Raw genomic sequence first — 18,025 nt, forward strand, 5'->3', positions numbered from 1 at the left:
ACACGTCATGAGCATTCACGCGCCGTCCAGGATAGCCGTCGTGTAGACTGGGTTGACGTTCTACTTTGACAACACGGCTGAGGCATGAGTGCAAACCTGACCGGACACCTGTCGCCGGACGATCCCGAGCTTTTCCCCATCACACGCGCCATGGTCGCCCTGCGCGGGCAGGTGCTGCAGGCCTGGATGGACGAGGTGCGCAGTGCCGTTCCGCAGGCCGAGGATCTTTCCCTGCCGGTCCTCGAGAACACGCTGCCGGCCTATTTCGACACCCTGGCTGCGCTGCTCACGCCAAACTATTCGGCGCGCGTGGTCACCGACCTCGGCGCGCTGGCGAGCGAGCATGGCGGCGAGCGCGCGCGCCTGACGCTGTACGATGCCACCGCCCTGATTCACGAGCTGCAGATCTTCCGCGACGTGCTGGTGCGCGAGCTGGGACGCCATGGCGTGACGCTCGACGAGGGCCAGCGCGCCACCCTGTTCGCCCACGTCGATGCCACGATCCGGGAAAGCGCGAACGCCTTCACGGTGGTGCAGGCGGCCCTGCGCGAGCAGTTCGTCGCCTCGATGGCGCACGACCTGCGAACGCCGCTGTCCACCGCCCAGCTGGCAGCCGAGATGATCAACCATACTTCCAGCGACGAGAACGTGCGCCGCTTCGCCGAGAAGATCGTGGCCAGCACCCAGCGCATCGACGGCATGACGCGTGAGCTGCTCGACCGCATCGCCTTCTGCAAGACCGGGCCGGTACGGCTGCGCCTCGAGCGCTTCGACATGGCGGCGCTGGTGCGCGACGTAGTGCAGTCGGCCGAGCCTTTCCACGCCATCGAGCTGGCCTTGGGTGACGATCCGGTCGAAGGCTGGTGGTGCGGAGAGGCGATTCGCCGCGCTATCGAGAACCTGGTCAATAATGCGATCAAGTACGGATCGCGCGAGGTCCCGATCACGGTGACCCTGTCGACCACGGTCGAGCGTGTGCAGGTGATGGTGCATAACCAGGGACCGCCGATCGCGCCGGAAGACAGCGAAAGCATTTTCCAGCTCTACCGCCGCGCCGGCAGCCAGGGACCGGGCCAGGGCTGGGGCGTGGGCCTGCCCTATGTACGGCGCGTCGCCGAAGCGCACGGCGGCAGCGTCATCATGTCCAGCTCGGTGGAAGACGGCACCGCTTTCGTGATCGACCTGCCGGCCGACGCGCGGCCGTTCGCCGGCGCACCGACCGCCGCTTAGAACCTAGGCGCTGCGCTTGCTCATGGTGCCGTGGCCGCCGACCGGTTCGGTCTCGAAGCGTTCGCCGAATCCGGCGATCAGGGGGCGACCCCTGGCGATCGCGGCCTGCACCGCGGGCAGCGAGAGCGAAGCCTTGTGGCTGGCCTGGCTATCCCAGGTCTCGGTGATCCAGATCGCATCAGGGTCCGCCTTGTCCTTGGCGATGCCGTAGCTCAGGCAGCCCGGCATCGCACCCGTCCCTTCGAGCAGGATGGCGATGAGGGCGTCGCGCTGGCCCGGCTGGGCGCGCATTTTTCCGATCAATCCGTACATGGGTGTCGCTTCCTTCTGTTCTGGCGCGGCCTGGGTGGCCATGGGCAGGGCAGCGAGTGCCGCCAGGGTCTTCGCGGCCGTGCGTCGGTTCATCGTCATGGCAGCTCCCGATTAAATAAACAGCAAGTATAAACAAGTCCCGGTGGGCTGCGCTAAGATGGGGGTTTGCCAAGCAGGCCTCTCCCGAATGGAATACCCGATGCGACTTTCCCGTCTTGCCCTTGCAGCTTCCCTGGTCCTGTCCTCCGCGGCCCACGCCCAGCAGGCCCCGCGCATTGCCGAACCGGTGCTGCGCGGCCACCTGGCCTTCCTCGCCGACGACCTGTTCGAAGGCCGCGGCACCGGCCAGCGCGGCGGCGACCTGGCGGTGCGCTACCTCGAGACGCAGGCCGCGATCATCGGCCTGAAGGAGATCCCCGGCGGCGGCTACCGCCAGAAGGTCGAGATCGAAGGCACCAGGCTGCTCCCCGGCAGCGCGGTGAGCTTCCAGGCCGGCGGCAAGCGCATCACTCCGGAGATCGGCAAGGGCATCGTGTTCGGCACCGGCAGCGGGCGCACCGAGCTCGCCTTCGACGCGCCGCTGCTGTTCGTCGGCTACGGCGTCTCGGCCCCGGAAGAACAGTGGGACGACTACAAGGGCGTGGATGTGAAGGGCAAGATCCTGGTCATGATGGTCAACGACCCCCAGCCTACCGCGGAAGAACCGAAGCGCTTCGACGGCAAGGCCTACACCTGGTACGGACGCTGGCTGTACAAGTTCGAGGAAGCGGTGCGCAAGGGTGCGGCCGGCGTGCTGCTGATCCACACGCTGCCGTCGTCTTCGTATCCATGGAGCGTGCCGGCCAACGGCTTCGGCCACGAGCGCTTCCACCTGGCCGGACCGGGCAACCCGATCGAAGGCTGGCTGCACGAAGACACGGCGCGCGAGCTGTTTGCGGCCGGCGGCTTCGAGCTCGATACCCTGCGCGCCCAGGCCGAGCGGCGCGACTTCCGGCCGGTCGACCTGAAGGTGGCGGCCAAGGTCGAACTGAAGTCCGCGATCCGCAGCGTCGAGCAGTACAACGTGGTCGGCATCGTGCCGGGCACGGACCCGAAGCTCAAGGAGCAGGCGGTGGTGTATTCCTCGCACTGGGACCACATGGGCATCGACGAAGGCACGCAGAAGGGCAGGGACCGGATCTACAACGGCGCCATCGACAACGCCTCCGGCACCGCCGCGCTGCTGGCGATGGCCCAGGAGGCCGTGAAGAAACCGGCGCGCCGCACCCAGGTCTTCCTGTGGCCGGCGGCCGAGGAGCAGGGCCTGCTGGGCAGCGCCGCCTACGTCAAGAACCCGGTGGTGCCGCTGGCAAAAACGGCGGCCGACCTGAACCTCGACAGCCTGAACTTCGTCGGCCCTACCCGCGATATCGGGGTGCCGGGCGCAGAGCGCAGCAGCCTGTACGAGACCGCGGCAACGGTGGCCAAAGGCATGGGCCTGAAGCTCGCGCCCACCATCCCCGACCTGTCAGGTTCCTACTTCCGCGCCGACCACTTCAACTTCGCCAAGGCCGGCGTGCCGGCGTTTAACGTGGGCTCGGCCGTGTTCTCGGGCGACGGGCACTTCGAGTTCGCGCACGACCACACCGCGTCGAGCGAGAAGATGGTGGGCTTCAAGAAGGACTACCACCAGGTCAGCGACGAATACCGCGCCGACTGGGACCTGTCGGGCATGGTGCAGCAGGCCCAGTTCACCCTGAACCTCGGCTACGCGGTGGCGAACGCGCCCGCCATGCCGACGTGGAAGAAGGGCGACCCCTTCGGAAGCGTCAAGCGTTAGTCGACTCGGCGGCCACGATCCGGTCGAGCGCCTCCATGTCCACCGGCTTGACCAGGTGGTGGTCGAAGCCCGCCGCCGCACTGTTGCGGCGGTCCTGGTCCTGGCCGTAGCCGGTCACCGCGACCAGGGTCGCGTGGGCCGTGGCCGGCAGCTCGCGCAGGCGGCGCGCCAGTTCGTAACCGTCCATCTCGGGCAGGCCGATGTCGAGCAGGCACAAATCGGGCGCGAAGTTCGAGGCCTGCGCCAGCGCCGCGTGCGAGCCGTGTTCGACCCGCACCTCGTGGCCCATGCTGCCGACCACCATCGACAGCACCTGGGCGGCATCGACGTTGTCGTCCACCACCAGCACTTTCAGGCGCCCACCCTCGGCTGCCACGCCTTCGCTGCTTTCCGCGTCCAACGCGCCGCGTTCCGCGCAGCGCGGCAGGCGCACCGTGAAGGTGGTGCCCATGCCCTGGCCGCTGCTCGCCACCGCTACGGTGCCGCCGTGCAGCTCGACCAGGCTGCGCACCAGCGCCAGGCCGATGCCCAGGCCGCCGAGCGAGCGGTCGGGCGTGCGTTCGCCCTGCACGAACATGTCGAAGGCGCGCTCCAGTTCCGCCGGCAGCATGCCGATGCCGTTGTCGCGCACCTCCAGCAGCAGCGCGTCGCTGCCGGCGTTCAGCACCACCGTGATCTCGCCGCCGCGGTCGGTGAACTTGGCGGCGTTGTGCAGCAGGTTGCCCACCACCTGCACCAGGCGCTTGCGGTCGCCCAGCACGAAGCAGGGCTGGGGCAGCAGGCGCAGGTCGAGCCGGTGGCCCTTGTCGCGCACCAGCGCCTGCACCTGTTCGGCGGCGTCGAGCACGACCGCGTTGATGTCGATCCGGTCCTTCGCGAGCACCACCAGGCCGCGAGTGACGCGCGAGACGTCCAGCAGGTCGTCCACCAGCCCGGCCATGTGGCGCGCCTGGCGCGCGATGATGGCGCTGATCTGCCGGGTGCGCGCCGGGTCCAGCCCGTCCTGGCCGAGCAGCTGGGCGCCGGACGAGATCGGCGCCAGCGGGTTGCGCAGCTCGTGCGCGAGCATCGCCAGGAATTCGTTCTTGCGCTGGTCGGCCTGGCGCAAGGCTTCCTCGGCGCGCACGCGCTCGGTGATGTCCTGCATCGTGCCGCGCAGCGCCACCACGCGGCCGTCCGGCCCGTGCACGCTTTCGCAACGGTAGTCGAGCCAGATGCGGTGGCCGTCGGCGTGCAGCGCGTGCAGCTGCAGCTTGCCGCTGCCGCCCACGCGTAGTAGATCGCCGGTCAGGCGCTGCACCTGCAGCCAGGATTCTTCCAGCAGCACGGCGCCGCGCTGCTCGGCGAAGGGCGGCATTGCACGGCCGAAGATGTGCGGCACCGACGCCGAGACCTCGATCTCCTCGCTGTCGAGGTTCCACTGCCAGGTGCCGAAGCGCGCCAGCATGTGCGTTTCGCGCAGCGCCGACTCCTTGGCCGCCAGCTGGCGCGAACGTTCGGCCAGCAGCGTGCTGGCGTCGCCGATCGCGGCCGCCACGTCAGCGGCCTCGCGCACGTGCACCTCGGGTAGCGGCGGCGGTGTCTCCCCGCGTCCCAGCGCCAGCGCCTGCCCCGACAGGGCCTGCACCGAACGCGCCAGGCGCCCGCCGATCAGCCAGGCCAGGCACAGGCCGATCGCGAACAGGGCCAGGGCGACCAGGGCCATGAGGGCCAGCTGGTCCGTCAGCTCGGCGCGCACCGACTCGCGCGGGATGCCGATGACCACGCCCCAGCCGCTGTAGGGCGAGTGCGCAAAGGTGCTGGTCAAGGGCCTGCCTTCGCGCGAAATGGACGCGATGATGCCTTCATCGCTGCGCTGGGCGGCGGCGCGCAGCAGCGGGTTGATCGGCTGGCCGATCGACTTGTTCCGGTTGAGATTGCGGTTGAAGATGGTCCCATTGCGGTCGAACAGCGACGCAACTGCGCCATCGGGGACGGATTTCGGGGTGAGGAGGTCATCGAATTCTTCCGGCCCGAGTCCGATGCTCAGCACAAAACGTACCTGGCCACCCACCGAAACCGGCACGTCGACGCTGGCAAGCACACTTTTGCGCAACACGCCCTGGAAGACATCCGACACTACCGGCCGGCCAGTCGCGAAGACGCGCTCGATACTGGGCGTGGGATGGCGCGGCAGCGGCGTGCCGTAAGCGACGGTGGTGTTGAACAGCTGCTGACCGCTGCGGTCGCGCAGTACCGCATTCATGCCTTTGCCGGTGAAGCTCAGCGCAGCGCGTGCCTCCTGGTGCGCCCCAGCCAGATCACCTTCTTTGAAAGCGTCGGTCGTGGACAGCGTCTGGGCGATCGATTGCGCCTGCAGGAACTTGTTGTCGGTGCTGTGCACGAGCGCGCGCACCGTCAGCAGCGTCTTTTGCTCGATCTGGGCGCGCGCCTTCTGGTACTGGTGGACGAACAGCAGTGTGGCGCCGACAACCCCCGGCAGCAGGGTGGCGAGTACCAGCCACAGCAGGTAGGCTCGCAGCGGCCTGCGGACGATCGGGGGAGAAGTGCCGGTCACGTTGTCTCTTGGACTCAGGGTAATGCCTGATTCTACGTGACATTTCGCTCATGCACACCTTTGGCGTGCACATACTGCCATCGGTTCAGCGCCGTGCGCGCGAGAACAGGGTCTTGTAGTAGATCGCGGTGGCGCGCCAGTGGCCGTTCGGGCTGCAGCAATAGTCGGGCAGTTCGCCCACCCGGGTATAGCCGGCCTTCTGGTACAACTGCTCGGCGCCGGAACCGGCCTCGGTGTCGAGGAACAGCAGGCCGCGGCGCAATGCCAGCGCCTCGACCTCGGCCGCCTCGAGCAGGGCATAGCCGACCCCGCGCCGGCGCATCGTGCAATGCACCAGCATGTTCTGCACTTCGGCGCGGTTGCTGCCGTTCGGTTTCTGGCACAGGTCGAGCTGGACCGTGCCCACCAGCAGCCCGTTGCGTTCGGCCGCCAGCAGCACCCGGCTGCCGCGCGCCACGTCGGCTGCCACGCCGCTCCAGTAGGCGTCGAGCTGCTGGTCGTCGAGCCCGGCGAGGAAACCGAGCGAAAAGCCGTCCGCCACCGCATCGAGCAGCAGGGTGGCCAGTTGGGTGCGCACTTCCCCGATGGCGCGTGCATCGAGTCTGCGGATGATCATCGTCGTCTCCTGTTCTGCATGTACAACACCATGCAGGAGTCGTGCCAACGTGGAAATAGAACGAACGGGCGTTCCTTAAATTTTCATCGCGATAAGAGAAGTAGCCAACTCATCTATACGAGCGTTGTACCTACGCAATACGCATGCACCGGTTTGGAAAAAAACTGCCCGCTTTTGCCTTTTCACCATCGAGTCTGCACTGTTTTGGACGTAATGTATTTTGCGCTACGGCAATTGTGCGCTGTGCGAAAGTCAACGAAAGCAAAAAAAGATGGATACCAAGAGCAACCAAGACAACGAAGTCCTGTCGTTCCGCCTGGCGAAGGAAGAATACGCCATCAGCATCCTGAAGGTGCAGGAAATCCGCGGCTACGAAGAACCGACCATGCTGCCGAGTGCGCCGGCCTGCATCAAGGGCATCACCAACCTGCGCGGCTCGATCGTGCCGATCGTCGACATGCGCATCCTGTTCAAGCTGGGCGAGCCGGTCTATGACCAGTTCACCGTCGTCATCGTCCTCAACATCAAGAACCACGTGATCGGGATGGTGGTGGACAGCGTCTCGGACGTGGTCACCCTGAGCGACGAGCAGATGCGTCCGGCGCCCGAGATGGGCACGACCGCGGACGGCGATTACATCACCGGCCTGGGCACCGTCGGCGAGCGCATGCTGATCGTGCTCGACATCGACAAGCTGATGAGCTCGGAACAGCTCGGCCTGATTACCAACGTACAAAAAGCGGCATAAAGCCGACACATGCCGGGCAGGACGCCCGCACGCACTTACGGAGAACTACCATGAACCTCGCAAACCTCAACATCGGCAAGCGCCTTGGCCTCGGCTTCGGCGTCATCTGCATCATGCTCGTCGGCATGATCGCGACCAGCAACATGATGCTCGGCAGGGTCAATGCCGGCACCGACGAAATCGTCAACAACCGCATGCCCCGGATCGAGGCGACCACGCGCCTGATCGGCGAAATCAATGACATCGCGATCGCGCTGCGCAACATGATGCTTACCGAAGAACAGGCGGATCGCCAGAAACAGGTCGAGGAAGTCCTTGCGTCGCGCAAGGAAATCGACCGCGTACTCGACGAGCTCGAGAAGACCCTGGCGCATCCTAAAGCCCGCGAGCTGCTGGCGCAGATGAACCAGCACGCCGACCGCTATACGGCGGGCCAGGAGCAGCTGATCAAGCACGTCAATGCCGGCTCGCACGAAGAAGCGCGCCAGCACCTGGCTGAAGAACTGCGTCCGCTGCTGGTGCAGCTGAAGAAGGCGGTGAACGACCAGGCCGCACTGCAGAAGGCCATCGCCAGCGAGAAGGCCGCGGAAGCGCAGCGTACCTACGACAGCACGGTGCGCCTGATGTGGGCGCTGGGCGCCGTGGCCCTGGGCCTGGCCGCCTTCGTGGCCTGGTCGATCACGCGCTCGATCACCCGTCCGGTGCAGCGCGCGCTGGAAGTGGCGAATACGGTCGCTGCCGGCGACCTGACCAGCCGCATCGAAGTGACGACCCGCGACGAAGCCGGCCAGCTGCTGCAGGCCCTGAAGACCATGAACGAAAACCTGGCGCACACCGTCGGCACCGTGCGCAGCGGCACCGCGACCATCACCGTGGCGGCGTCGGAAGTCGCGGCCGGCAGCCAGGATCTCTCAAGCCGTACCGAGCAGCAGGCCAGCTCGCTGGAAGAAACCGCGTCGTCGATGGAAGAACTGACCTCCACCGTCAAGCAGAACGCCGACAACGCGCGCCAGGCCAACGTGCTGGCCGAAGCGGCCTCCCAGGTGGCCCAGCGTGGCGGCGCCGTGATCGGCCAGGTGGTCGGCACCATGACCGAAATCGACGCCTCGGCCGGCAAGATCAACGACATCATCGGCGTGATCGACGGCATCGCCTTCCAGACCAACATCCTGGCGCTGAACGCCGCCGTGGAAGCGGCGCGTGCGGGCGAACAGGGACGCGGCTTTGCCGTGGTGGCGACCGAGGTGCGTAACCTGGCCCAGCGCTCGGCCGCTGCCGCCAAGGAGATCAAGGCCCTGATCAACGATTCGACCGACAAGGTCGCGAGCGGCAGCCAGCTGGTGGCCGAAGCCGGCGCCACCATGCAGGAAATCGTGGACAGCGTGCGCCGCGTGACCGACATCATGGGCGAGATCAGCTCGGCCAGCCAGGAGCAGACCGCCGGCATCGAGCAGATCAACCAGGCCGTGGTCGAGATGGACCACGTGACCCAGCAGAATGCGGCGCTGGTGGAACAGGCGGCGGCGGCATCCGAGGCCATGCAGGAACAGGCGGCCAAGCTGAACGAGGCGATGGCGGTGTTCCGCATCGCCGGCGGTGAAGCGGCTCAGGCGCCGGCACCGGCAGCAGCGGTGCGCGCGCCGCAACGTGCACTGAAGGCACTGGCGGCGTAATAGGTAGGGTGCACCGGGCCACGAAAGGCGGCTTTGCCGTGCGCGCGTTCAAAGCAGATTCGAACGGCCAAAACGACTGTTCATGCGTTGGCTGAACGCGCGGTCGGCACAGCCGACCACCCTACAAAAAAAGGGCAGGCCGCGAGGCCTGCCCTTTTTGTTGGCGTTTGCCTGATCAGAACGAGTGGCGCACGCCCACGTTGAACACCGACGGATCGGCGCCCAGTGCGGTGGTCGGCGGTGCGAAGGTGCCGCCGGCGGAGGACAGGCCGAACACGCCGCGCGCGTTGTTGCGCACGCGGCCGTAGCTGGTGTACAGGTTGGTGCGCTTGGACAGGGTGTAGCTGTAGGCCAGCGAGAAGCCGTTGCCCTTGGCGCCGGTTTCCAGCTTCTGCTGGTGCACCGAAGCGTAGAACTTGTTCGGGCCCGCGGTGTACACGCCACCCACGGTGGTGTACTTGAACTCGTTGTTCACGCCTTCCGGATCGGCTTCCATGTAGGCCGCGCGGAAGTCGAAGGCGCCCGCGGTGAAGCCCGCGCCGAAGGTCCATTCCTTGTCGTCGCCGGTGGCCAGGCGTTCGGTCTGCTGGTAGCCGGCGCCCAGGTACAGCGGGCCGTTCTTGTATTCGACCGCGGCGCCTACCAGGCTGCCCGACGGGTCGCTGGTCTGGCGCTCGCCGGCGCTGTAGGCGGCCAGCACGGTGAAGCCGCTCAGTGCTTCGCTCTTGTAGTTGACCGAGTTCGACAGGCGGCGGGTGAGGCGGCCGGTGCCGAAGCCGGTCAGGGTCGAACCGTAGAAGCCATGGCCCAGCGGGTCGGCCGACTGCGCCACCGCGGCGATCGGACCGTACTCGCGGCCGATGGTGATGGTGCCGAAGGAGCCTTGCAGGCCGACCACGGCGCGGCGCTGGAAGGTGCCGGCGGCATCCGAGGCGCCGTTGTCGAGGGCGACGCCGGCTTCGATGTTGAAGAGCGCTTTCAGGCCGTTGCCCAGGTCTTCGGTGCCACGGAAGCCAATGCGGCTGGTGGACTGCGTACCCGAGCTGATCACGGTGCGGCTGTCTTCGCCCGGTGCGTCGGTGTCTTCGATGCCGATCGATGCATCGGCGATGCCGTAGATCTGGACGCTGGTCTGCGCATGGGCAGCCGCCAGGGGCAGGAGGGATAATACCGCGATGGCGAGGCTCTTCTTTTTCATTGACATCTCCAGTGGTTGAATGGGGTTTCCGAACGCCGTTCTCGTTGTCGACCAGTACCGGGGCAGGACAAATCGCGACAATACGCGCGCTTGCAAAAAGCTTACCTTACCAGTGCCATCGAAATGATGCCACGAAACATTAACTCTTTGCTTATTCGGTTTCTGTGAAGGATGTGTGCGTAGCCAAAAAGCCGCACGAGCCAGCGCAAACTACGTGTTTTTACTGAGGCGGTTGTTGTAAATGCGTAACGAAAGCGCTCGTTTGACCCCGGCCGGACCGCGTGCGCGGGCTGTCCGTGGCCCATGTTAGGATCGGCCCATTCACTAGACCAAGGACGATCACAACGTGCGTACCGGTATCACGCAAGCGCCTTTCGGCCGCACCCGCGATGGCGAGACCATCACCCGGTTCACCCTCGCCAACGCGAATGGCATGGTGGCCAAAATCATCGACTTCGGCGGCGTCATCACCGAGCTCCTGGCGCCAGACCGCGACGGCAGGCTGGCCGACGTCGTGCTGGGCTTCGACACGCTCGCCCCCTACGAGTCCGACAGCCCATATTTCGGCGCCCTGATCGGGCGCTATGGCAACCGCATCGCGCGCGGCCGCTTCACGCTCGACGGCCGAGAATTCAGCCTGCCGACCAACAACGGCAACAACCACCTGCACGGCGGCGCGCCCGGTTTCGACAAGCTCAAATGGCAGGCCACCATCGAGGGCGACAGCCTGTGCCTGCGCTACACCAGCCGCGACGGCGAGCAGGGCTATCCGGGAAGGCTGGACGTCAGCGTGGTCTACGAACTCACCGACGACAACGAACTGGTGGTGCGTTTCCACGCCGTGAGCGACCAGGCCACCCCGGTCAACCTGACCCAGCACAGCTACTTCAACCTGGCGGGCGGCGGGAGCATCCTGGAGCACCTGCTCACCATCGATGCCGATACCTTCGTTGCGATCGACGGCGAGTCGATTCCCACCGGGGCGCTGGCGCCGGTAGAAGCGACGCCCTTCGACTTCCGCAAGGCGCGCCCGATCGGCGCGGCCATCAATGAAGCGGACACGCAGCTGGCCAACGGCCAGGGCTACGACCACTGCTTCGCCCTCAACAAGCCGCAGGGCAAGGCGATGACCCGGGCCGCACACGTGCTGGAGCCGCAGTCGGGCAGGGTGCTGGAACTGTTCACCGAAGAGCCGGGCGTGCAGTTCTATAGCGGGAACTTCCTCGATGGGTCGCTCCAGGGCAAGGGCCAGGTCTACGCCCACCGCAGCGGCTTTTGCCTCGAGCCCCAGCACTTCCCCGATTCGCCCAACCAGCCGCAGTTCCCGAACGTGATCCTGCGTCCGGGCGAGGTATACCAGACCGAGTCGCGCTTCAGGTTCTCGGTCGACCGCCAGGCCTGACGCCACCGGGTGCAGCCGGTTATCATGGGCGTCCAGTCCATGAAAGGATCAGCATGTCCAGCTACGTCATTACTGCTCCGGCCCAGCCTTCGCTGGCCGTGGCGGGATCTCCCGAGCGTTTCCCGATCCGCCGCGTGTTCTGCGTCGGCCGCAACTACGGCGCCCATGCGCGCGAGATGGGGAGCGATCCGAACCGCGAGCCGCCCTTCTTCTTCACCAAGCCGGCCGACGCCGTGGTGCCGGCCAGCGCCGCCGTGCCTTACCCGCCCGCCACCCAAGACCTGCACCACGAGGTCGAACTGGTGGTGGCGCTCGGCGCCGGCGGCGCCAATGTCGACCCGGCGGATGCGCTGGCCCTGGTCTGGGGCTATGGCGTGGGCCTGGACCTGACGCGGCGCGACCTGCAGGCCGTGGCCAAAGACGCGGGCCGGCCCTGGGACATGGCCAAGGGTTTCGACGCCTCGGCGCCGTGCAGCCCCCTGATTCCCGCCGCCACCCTCGGCCACCCGCAGGATGCGCGCATCTGGCTGGAAGTGAACGGCGCACTGCGCCAGGAGGGAAACCTGAACGAGATGATCTGGTCGATTCCCGAGGTGATCAGCTACCTGTCCGGCCTGGTCACGCTGGCGCCGGGAGACCTGATCTATACCGGCACGCCGGCCGGCGTCGCCGCGCTCAGGCCGGGCGATCAGCTGCGTGGCGGCGTGGATGGGGTCACGGAGTTTGCATTGTCTATTGCGTAGGGTGGTCGGCTCCACCCGATCGTCTGCACGACCGATTGCTCGGCTGCCGCCCACGCGGTGATCGCGACGGGCTCCGTGATCGTGACGGATGATCTTGCCGCTAGCGATCACCGCGTGGGCGGGAAAACCCGCCCACCCTACGGACGAGCAGCTCATCCATCTGCGCCAGCAGGGCCGCGCGCGCCGCGTCGATCTGGGCGCCGTTGGTCTTGCCCGAGAGCGCGGCGCGCTCCTTGCGGCCCAGGAAGTAGGCCACGCGCTCCGCATTTGCGCCCGACGGATGCGGCAGGCCATGCAGCACGCGCCCGCGCGCAATCACCCCTTCTTCCACCAGCCAGTCCAGCGTCTCGCTGACGCTGGCGCCCATCGGGATGTACAGGGCGTCCGGCAGCATCCGCGCTTCCTCGGCGAACCAGCGCAGTACCTGATCGCGCAGGAAGGACTGACGCAGCGGCGAGGGCGAGCCGCTGTAGTTCTTGCCGTCGACGAAGATCGGGTGGCGCAGGATGGCGCCCACCTGCACCAGGCCGGCATCCGCCCCGAACAGGCTGGCGCAGCTGGCAATGCCGAGCCAGCGCTGCACGCCGATCGCGTCGAGCAGGGCCACGAAGTTGGGCCGGATCGCGCCGCTGAAGGCGCCCGCCAGGCGCGCCGCACGCAGCACCTCGTCGTCGCCCCTGCCGGCGGCCAGCTGGCGCTGCGCCTCGCGCATGGCGTTCTTCCATTGGGCGAAGCCGGGCGTGATGCCGGCCACCACCACGCGCGCCTGTGCGTGCACCGATTCGAAGGGAATGTAGTGGGCGCTGTAGCGCCCCTCACGGCCGAGCAGGAAGGACTCGGGAATCTGCGCGGGCGTCGTAACTTGCGCCAGGTCGAGGCCGCGAATGAGCTCGCGGTAGCGGCTGAAGAGGACTTCCGGCATGGGCGTGGTCGAGGCTGAAAACCCCCATGGTAGCGCAGGCGCGCACGGCAGCGCGGGACGGGTGCATGGGCAGGAAAAGTGGTAGGCTGTCCCCATCAATATCGAGGCGCGCAGGACAGCAGACGCGCCCGCAGGTAGGGGAGGATGCCATGGCTGAAGTGGCGCTGATCACGGTGCACGGAATGGGGGAAACCCCGCCCACCTATGCCGACGGGCTGATGGACAGCCTGCGCGGGCGGCTCGGGGCGCTGGCGGGGCAGGTGGTGATGCGCTCCGTGTACTACCAGAAGATCCTGCAGGACAACCAGAACAGCATCTGGGAGCAGACCCGCGCGCATGCCACGGTGCGCTATGCAGACCTGCGCAAGTTCGTGCTGTTCGGATTCGGCGACGCCGCCGGGCTGGAAAACCGCAAGGAGATCCCCGGTTCGGTCTACGAACTGGCCCAGGGCGAGATCGCGAAAACCCTGCTGTCGGCGCACGCCGTGCGTCCCGACATGCCGGTGGTGTTCGCGGCCCAGTCGCTCGGCTGCCAGGTCTTGTCGAGCTATATCTACGACGCCCAGAAAGCGGCCAGGGGCCACCCGGTGGGCGCCGGCATCTGGCGCAACATCGATGCCTGGGCTTCGAGCACGCTGGGCCGCGCGCTCACCGCCAGCGAGAAGAGCTTCCTGGGCGCGGGCACCTGCGCCGCGCTGGTCACCACCGGCTGCAACATCCCGGTCTTCATCGCCGCCCACAAGGTGATGCACATCATCCCGATCGAGCGTCCGACTTCGCTGTTCAAGTGGATCAACTTCTACGACCCGGACGACATCCTCGGCTGGCCGCTGCAGCCGCTGCCGGGCGGTTACCGCGAACTGGTGGAAGACCGCGTCGTCAACGCCAGCGGCGGCGTCGCCAGCCTGCTGCTGCGCAGCTGGAACCCGCTGGCCCACAACAGCTACTGGGAAGATGCGAGCGTGATCGACGCCATCGCGGCCATGCTGCGCCGCCTCGCAGCTTAGATACGCTCAGGGCGTCGTGCCCGTTTTCCTCGCTTCGTCTTCCTGGCGCATGCGGGCGCGCACGCCGCCGTCGATGCCGGTGGCGGCCGGGTTGGGCTGGTGCACGCCGCCGCTGGTGGTCGGCGTCGGCGGCGCCTTCTCGAACTGTTCGGCATGCGCGATGTTGGCCGAGATGCGCTCGGTCAGGTCGGGCGCGATCTTGTGCGACCACACGGCGCCGCGCGCCTTCCAGCCGGCCGGCACTTCCTCGCTCGGGTAAAGCGAAGCGCGCACGATTACTTCGACAACTTTCGAAGGGTCGTCCATCGCCAGCATGCGCGGGCGGTGGCCGGAATAATTGGCCGCGTTGGCGAAGAAGGGCGTGTCGGCGGCCCAGGGCATCACCGTCGCCACCTTGATGCGCTCGCCCACCCCGGCCAGCCGCAGCTCTTCGTTCAGGGCCCGGCCCAGGCCCAGCACGGCGGCCTTGGTCGATGCATACGAGGCGTGGTAGGCCAGCGGCACCTCGCTCTCGACCGAGCCGATGTTGACCAGGGTGCCGCCTCCCTGCGCCTTGAACTGGCGCAGCGCGACGTGGCTGCCGTAGATCACGCCCTTGAGATTGACGTCGACGATGCGCGCATGGTCTTCCAGCGGGATGGCGTCAAAAACGCCGATGCCGCCCACGGCGGCGTTGTTGATCCAGACATCGACCCGGCCGTAGCGCGCCACCGTGGCCGCCAGCAGGCGCTGCACGTCCTCGGCCCGCGCGACATCCGTCTGCACCACCAGCGCGCTGCCGCCGGCGGCGTTGACGCGCGCCGCGACCTCGTTCAGCAGCTCGACGCGGCGCGCCGCCAGCACCACGTTGGCGCGCAGGCCGCCCAGGCGCTCGGCCACGCCGCGCCCGAAGCCGCTGGAGGCGCCGGTGACGACGTAAGTCTTGCCGGCCACCTGCGCGCCCTCGCTGGACGAGAGCGTGGTGGCGCAGCCGCCCAGCAGGACGGCGAGCAGCAGCAGGATGCAGGCCAGGCAGGCGCGCGGCAGCAGGCCGCGCACATCGAGTCGGAACAGGTTCATTGCACCCCCAGAGTCGGTTCCGGAACATCCTACGATGGCGCCCGGCCTGGCATGCGTACGTTACGGTCCGGAATCTGGCGCCGGCGCGAGAGTGAACAGGGTGCGGATGTCGCCCGCCACCGTGCCGCGCGCATTGCGGATCGGTGGCTGGCGGTAGGGTTCGAGCAGGGCGCGCCGCTCCTCGTTCAAGAGGCCAAGCTGCTCGAGCACGCCGTACACGGCCGGGTGCAGGGCGCGCGGGTTGCCGTCGGCGATCTTGATCGCGATGCCGAGGCCCGCCGAGCGGATGCCGATTGCCTGCACGGCGTCGGCGCCGATCTTGGCCACCCAGTCGCCGCCGCCGGCCGTCATCCAGGCCAGGTCGGTGCGCGCCGTGCCCGAGACCAGGTCCGGGCGCGCCGTCATCGCATCGCACAGCTGGCCCATGGCGCCGCCCAGCTGGGGGTCGCGCGCTCCTTGCGCCAGGCGCGCATACAGGTGCGCCAGCTTCGACAGGGGCATGGCGTAGTTCGGCGCCGAGCAGCCGTCGATCCCGGTCGGCATGTGCTCGGCCGGCATCCCGACCGCCTCGGCCAGCGTGCTGCGGATCGCCCCCTGCAGCGGATGGCTGGGCTCGACGTAGCCGCGGGTAGGCGCGCCATGCAGGCGGCACCAGGCCAGGAAGCCGCTGTGCTTGCCCGAGCAGTTGTGGTGCAGCGGGGTCCAGCTGCGGTCTTGCGGCGGCTTCTCTCCGGTGAACTCGTAGAACAGGGGCGTGGCGCAGCCGCATTCCAGGTGGCCGGGGTCGAGGCCGATCTTGTTCAGGATGGACTGCACGCCTTCCAGGTGCTTGTCCTCGCCGGAGTAGCTGGCGCACAGCAGCGCCAGTTCGTCGCGGCTCAAGCCGAAGCGCGCCGGCCCGTCGGACAGGATGAAGGGCAGGGCCTGGAAGGGCTTGAGCGCCGAACGCGTGAAGGTGGGGTAGTGCGGGTCGCCGCCGGCGTACAGCAGGCGGCCGCGGACATCGACCACCGCAATCGAGCCTGCGTGGACGTTCTCGATGACCTTGCCGGTGTCGGGGTAGCCACGCGTGGTGGCGACGAGGGGAATGGGGTGCATGGACGGTCTTGGTTAGAAGGTAAACAGCCCTACTGTAAGGCATTGCGCGACATGCAGACGCACGTTCGGCAGCTTCCTTCGAACTCGGCGTTTCGCCCGCCAATCCAGGCGATTCGAGACATCTGCACGGCGTGCAGATGTCTGCGCAAGGCACAAATATGTACCTCCCGTCTGGTCCGCGTTTTCGACGTTTCGTCACGCGTTTCCGACGTTTCGGCGCGAGCCGCTTGAGCTTGTGCGGCATCCCGCTAGACTTCCCTCATCGCCAGACAAACCGAGAAAAACGCTGGCGAAACTGATTATGTGGACCGCGCGGCGCGAACAAACAGCCGCACAGGTCCGGACCATTCACTTCGACCTGAAAGGAAGTACCCATCATGCGCACCAAACTGCTGCTGGCCGCCGCCGCCACCTTCTTCACCCTCACCGCCACCGCCGCTCCGCAGGGCGCAGGCACCGAACGCGTCGACGTCGTCGGCGCCCAGCCGCGCCAGGTGCAGATGGCGCCCTTCATGTTCGACAATGTGCAGGGCCTCTTCGAGCTGGAAGATGGCCGCATGCTGACCGTGACCGGCAAGGTGGACGGCAAGACCCGCACCCTGTACGCCGACTTCGGTGACGGCCCGACCGAGATCGTCCACGTCGGCAAGAGCCGCTTCGTGGCCGTCGGCAAGGACCTGCGCTTCTCCTTCGAGCGCCCGAACAGCCGCCGCCTGCCTGACACCGTGCGCATCACCAACCTGGCCGGCCGCTACGTCGCGCTAGCCCAGCGCTGATCCGAAGCGCCCCGCCTGATAGTCGCTGATGGCCTGCGCGATCTCCTCGCGGGTCGTCATCACGAAGGGGCCATGCGATACCACCGGTTCCCGGATCGGGTCGGCATGGCCGAACACCAGTACCGCGTCCTGGCTCGCGTTGATCTCGACCGTATCGCCGGTTTCGTCCAGTTCCACCAGGTGCATCGGGCTCACCAGGTCGGCATGGCTGCCGACCTGCACCACCCCGCGCGCGACGTAGAGGAACACGTTGCGCCCATCCAGTCCGCCGAAGCGGATGCTGGCGCCCGCCCGCATCTCGACCGTGCTCATGAACACTCCGGTGAGCGAACGGATCGGTCCAGCCTGGCCTTCATAGTCCCCCGCAATCAGGTGCAGGCTCACCCGGCCTTCATCAAGTGACAGGACAGGGATGTCCGCGCGCTGCAGGCCGACATAGGCCGGCTCGCTCATCTTCAGGCGCGAGGGCAGGTTGACCCACAGCTGCAGGATCTCGACCGGGCCGCCGCGTTCGAGGAATTCGCGCGGCGAGACTTCCGCATGCACGATGCCGCGCCCGGCCGTCATCCACTGCACCCCGCCCGCATGGATCACGCTTTCGTGGCCGGCATTGTCGCGGTGCGCCAGGCTGCCCTCGAGGATGAAAGTGACGGTCTCGAAGCCGCGGTGCGGATGCGGGCCGAAGGGCAGGCCGCGATTGTGCGGCGGATAGGTCTGCGGTCCGTGGTGGTTGAGGAAGAGGAAGGGATCGATCTGGTCGACCAGGCGGCCGGGCAGGGGACGCTGCGTGATGAGGTCGCCGATATCGTCGCGCATCGCGGGATGCAGGCGGTGGACGTTGCGGGCGGTCATGGAACACTCCGGT

Annotated in this window: 16 protein-coding genes; 8 read left to right on the forward strand and 8 right to left on the reverse strand. The window is 67.2% G+C overall.

Annotated elements, in window-relative coordinates; all coding sequences use genetic code 11:
* The first annotated feature begins 84 nt into the window (after window positions 1-84).
* Window positions 85-1,230: a sensor histidine kinase KdpD gene (locus LK542_RS02070; protein WP_227810613.1), complete on the forward strand. Its 1,146-nt coding sequence runs from the start codon at window positions 85-87 to the stop codon at window positions 1,228-1,230.
* A 3-nt stretch (window positions 1,231-1,233) separates the two neighbouring features.
* Here LK542_RS02070 and LK542_RS02075 read toward each other — a convergent pair whose 3' ends face one another.
* Window positions 1,234-1,641 carry a putative quinol monooxygenase gene (locus LK542_RS02075; protein WP_227810614.1) on the reverse strand — a complete coding sequence of 136 codons (408 nt, stop codon included), beginning with the start codon at window positions 1,639-1,641 and terminating at the stop codon, window positions 1,234-1,236.
* 100 nt (window positions 1,642-1,741) lie between these two features.
* Between LK542_RS02075 and LK542_RS02080 the strand changes: the two genes are divergently transcribed.
* Window positions 1,742-3,361: a M28 family peptidase gene (locus tag LK542_RS02080; protein WP_227810615.1), complete on the forward strand. Its 1,620-nt coding sequence runs from the start codon at window positions 1,742-1,744 to the stop codon at window positions 3,359-3,361.
* Here the strand turns inward: LK542_RS02080 and LK542_RS02085 are convergent.
* Both LK542_RS02085 and LK542_RS02090 read right to left on the reverse strand, forming a co-directional pair.
* Window positions 3,351-5,918: an ATP-binding protein gene (locus LK542_RS02085; RefSeq protein WP_227810616.1), complete on the reverse strand. Its 2,568-nt coding sequence runs from the start codon at window positions 5,916-5,918 to the stop codon at window positions 3,351-3,353. The two genes, LK542_RS02080 and LK542_RS02085, sit on opposite strands and share 11 nt — an antisense overlap.
* Before the next feature lie 85 nt (window positions 5,919-6,003).
* Window positions 6,004-6,534 (reverse strand): GNAT family N-acetyltransferase, encoded by a 531-nt coding sequence (locus LK542_RS02090; protein ID WP_227800324.1) that lies wholly within the window; start codon window positions 6,532-6,534, stop codon window positions 6,004-6,006.
* Between the two features lie 271 nt (window positions 6,535-6,805).
* Between LK542_RS02090 and LK542_RS02095 the strand changes: the two genes are divergently transcribed.
* Together LK542_RS02095 and LK542_RS02100 are read left to right on the forward strand one after the other, a co-directional pair.
* Window positions 6,806-7,282 carry a chemotaxis protein CheW gene (locus tag LK542_RS02095; RefSeq protein WP_227810617.1) on the forward strand — a complete coding sequence of 159 codons (477 nt, stop codon included), beginning with the start codon at window positions 6,806-6,808 and terminating at the stop codon, window positions 7,280-7,282.
* Window positions 7,283-7,332: 50 nt separating this feature from the next.
* A complete protein-coding gene (locus tag LK542_RS02100) occupies window positions 7,333-8,955 on the forward strand; it encodes a methyl-accepting chemotaxis protein (RefSeq protein ID WP_227810618.1) in 1,623 nt (540 codons plus the stop codon).
* Window positions 8,956-9,130: 175 nt separating this feature from the next.
* Here the strand turns inward: LK542_RS02100 and LK542_RS02105 are convergent, their stop codons facing one another.
* A complete protein-coding gene (locus tag LK542_RS02105; protein WP_227800327.1) occupies window positions 9,131-10,153 on the reverse strand; it encodes a porin in 1,023 nt (340 codons plus the stop codon).
* 346 nt (window positions 10,154-10,499) lie between these two features.
* Between LK542_RS02105 and LK542_RS02110 the strand changes: the two genes are divergently transcribed.
* Window positions 10,500-11,555 carry a galactose-1-epimerase gene (locus LK542_RS02110; protein WP_227810619.1) on the forward strand — a complete coding sequence of 352 codons (1,056 nt, stop codon included), beginning with the start codon at window positions 10,500-10,502 and terminating at the stop codon, window positions 11,553-11,555.
* Window positions 11,556-11,608: 53 nt separating this feature from the next.
* On the forward strand, window positions 11,609-12,298 hold the full coding sequence (locus LK542_RS02115; RefSeq protein ID WP_227810620.1) for a fumarylacetoacetate hydrolase family protein: 690 nt from the start codon (window positions 11,609-11,611) through the stop codon (window positions 12,296-12,298).
* Between the two features lie 100 nt (window positions 12,299-12,398).
* On the opposite strand, the gene LK542_RS02120 is transcribed toward LK542_RS02115, so the two are convergent.
* Window positions 12,399-13,220 (reverse strand): hypothetical protein, encoded by an 822-nt coding sequence (locus tag LK542_RS02120; RefSeq protein ID WP_227810621.1) that lies wholly within the window; start codon window positions 13,218-13,220, stop codon window positions 12,399-12,401.
* A gap of 149 nt (window positions 13,221-13,369) precedes the next feature.
* On the opposite strand from LK542_RS02120, the gene LK542_RS02125 reads away from it, so the two are divergent.
* Window positions 13,370-14,227: a hypothetical protein gene (locus LK542_RS02125; protein WP_227810622.1), complete on the forward strand. Its 858-nt coding sequence runs from the start codon at window positions 13,370-13,372 to the stop codon at window positions 14,225-14,227.
* 6 nt (window positions 14,228-14,233) lie between these two features.
* Here LK542_RS02125 and LK542_RS02130 read toward each other — a convergent pair whose 3' ends face one another.
* Together LK542_RS02130 and LK542_RS02135 are read right to left on the reverse strand one after the other, a co-directional pair.
* Window positions 14,234-15,286: an SDR family oxidoreductase gene (locus tag LK542_RS02130; protein ID WP_227810623.1), complete on the reverse strand. Its 1,053-nt coding sequence runs from the start codon at window positions 15,284-15,286 to the stop codon at window positions 14,234-14,236.
* 60 nt (window positions 15,287-15,346) lie between these two features.
* On the reverse strand, window positions 15,347-16,384 hold the full coding sequence (locus LK542_RS02135; RefSeq protein WP_227810624.1) for an asparaginase: 1,038 nt from the start codon (window positions 16,382-16,384) through the stop codon (window positions 15,347-15,349).
* Window positions 16,385-16,761: 377 nt separating this feature from the next.
* Here LK542_RS02135 and LK542_RS02140 point away from each other — a divergent pair, with 377 nt between their 5' ends.
* Window positions 16,762-17,160, forward strand: coding sequence for a hypothetical protein (locus tag LK542_RS02140; RefSeq protein WP_227810625.1), 399 nt, complete (start codon window positions 16,762-16,764; stop codon window positions 17,158-17,160).
* Here the strand turns inward: LK542_RS02140 and LK542_RS02145 are convergent.
* Entirely contained in the window at window positions 17,146-18,012 is an 867-nt protein-coding gene (locus LK542_RS02145; protein WP_227800335.1) for a pirin family protein, read from the reverse strand. The genes LK542_RS02140 and LK542_RS02145 overlap by 15 nt on opposite strands.
* Between the last annotated feature and the right edge of the window lie 13 nt (window positions 18,013-18,025).

It is taken from the genome of Massilia sp. IC2-477 (genome assembly GCF_020707265.1).
GTDB lineage: Bacteria > Pseudomonadota > Gammaproteobacteria > Burkholderiales > Burkholderiaceae_D > Telluria.

Excerpts from the sequence above, each read along its gene's own strand:
- LK542_RS02130 (WP_227810623.1), bottom strand. The coding sequence starts at position 15,286 with ATGAACCTGTTCCGACTCGATGTGCGCGGCCTGCTGCCGCGCGCCTGC.
- LK542_RS02090 (WP_227800324.1), bottom strand. The coding sequence starts at position 6,534 with ATGATCATCCGCAGACTCGATGCACGCGCCATCGGGGAAGTGCGCACC.
- LK542_RS02120 (WP_227810621.1), bottom strand. The coding sequence starts at position 13,220 with ATGCCGGAAGTCCTCTTCAGCCGCTACCGCGAGCTCATTCGCGGCCTC.
- LK542_RS02115 (WP_227810620.1), top strand. The coding sequence starts at position 11,609 with ATGTCCAGCTACGTCATTACTGCTCCGGCCCAGCCTTCGCTGGCCGTG.
- LK542_RS02105 (WP_227800327.1), bottom strand. The coding sequence starts at position 10,153 with ATGAAAAAGAAGAGCCTCGCCATCGCGGTATTATCCCTCCTGCCCCTG.
- LK542_RS02080 (WP_227810615.1), top strand. The coding sequence starts at position 1,742 with ATGCGACTTTCCCGTCTTGCCCTTGCAGCTTCCCTGGTCCTGTCCTCC.
- LK542_RS02135 (WP_227810624.1), bottom strand. The coding sequence starts at position 16,384 with ATGCACCCCATTCCCCTCGTCGCCACCACGCGTGGCTACCCCGACACC.
- LK542_RS02095 (WP_227810617.1), top strand. The coding sequence starts at position 6,806 with ATGGATACCAAGAGCAACCAAGACAACGAAGTCCTGTCGTTCCGCCTG.
- LK542_RS02125 (WP_227810622.1), top strand. The coding sequence starts at position 13,370 with ATGGCTGAAGTGGCGCTGATCACGGTGCACGGAATGGGGGAAACCCCG.
- LK542_RS02140 (WP_227810625.1), top strand. The coding sequence starts at position 16,762 with ATGCGCACCAAACTGCTGCTGGCCGCCGCCGCCACCTTCTTCACCCTC.
- LK542_RS02070 (WP_227810613.1), top strand. The coding sequence starts at position 85 with ATGAGTGCAAACCTGACCGGACACCTGTCGCCGGACGATCCCGAGCTT.
- LK542_RS02145 (WP_227800335.1), bottom strand. The coding sequence starts at position 18,012 with ATGACCGCCCGCAACGTCCACCGCCTGCATCCCGCGATGCGCGACGAT.
- LK542_RS02075 (WP_227810614.1), bottom strand. The coding sequence starts at position 1,641 with ATGACGATGAACCGACGCACGGCCGCGAAGACCCTGGCGGCACTCGCT.
- LK542_RS02100 (WP_227810618.1), top strand. The coding sequence starts at position 7,333 with ATGAACCTCGCAAACCTCAACATCGGCAAGCGCCTTGGCCTCGGCTTC.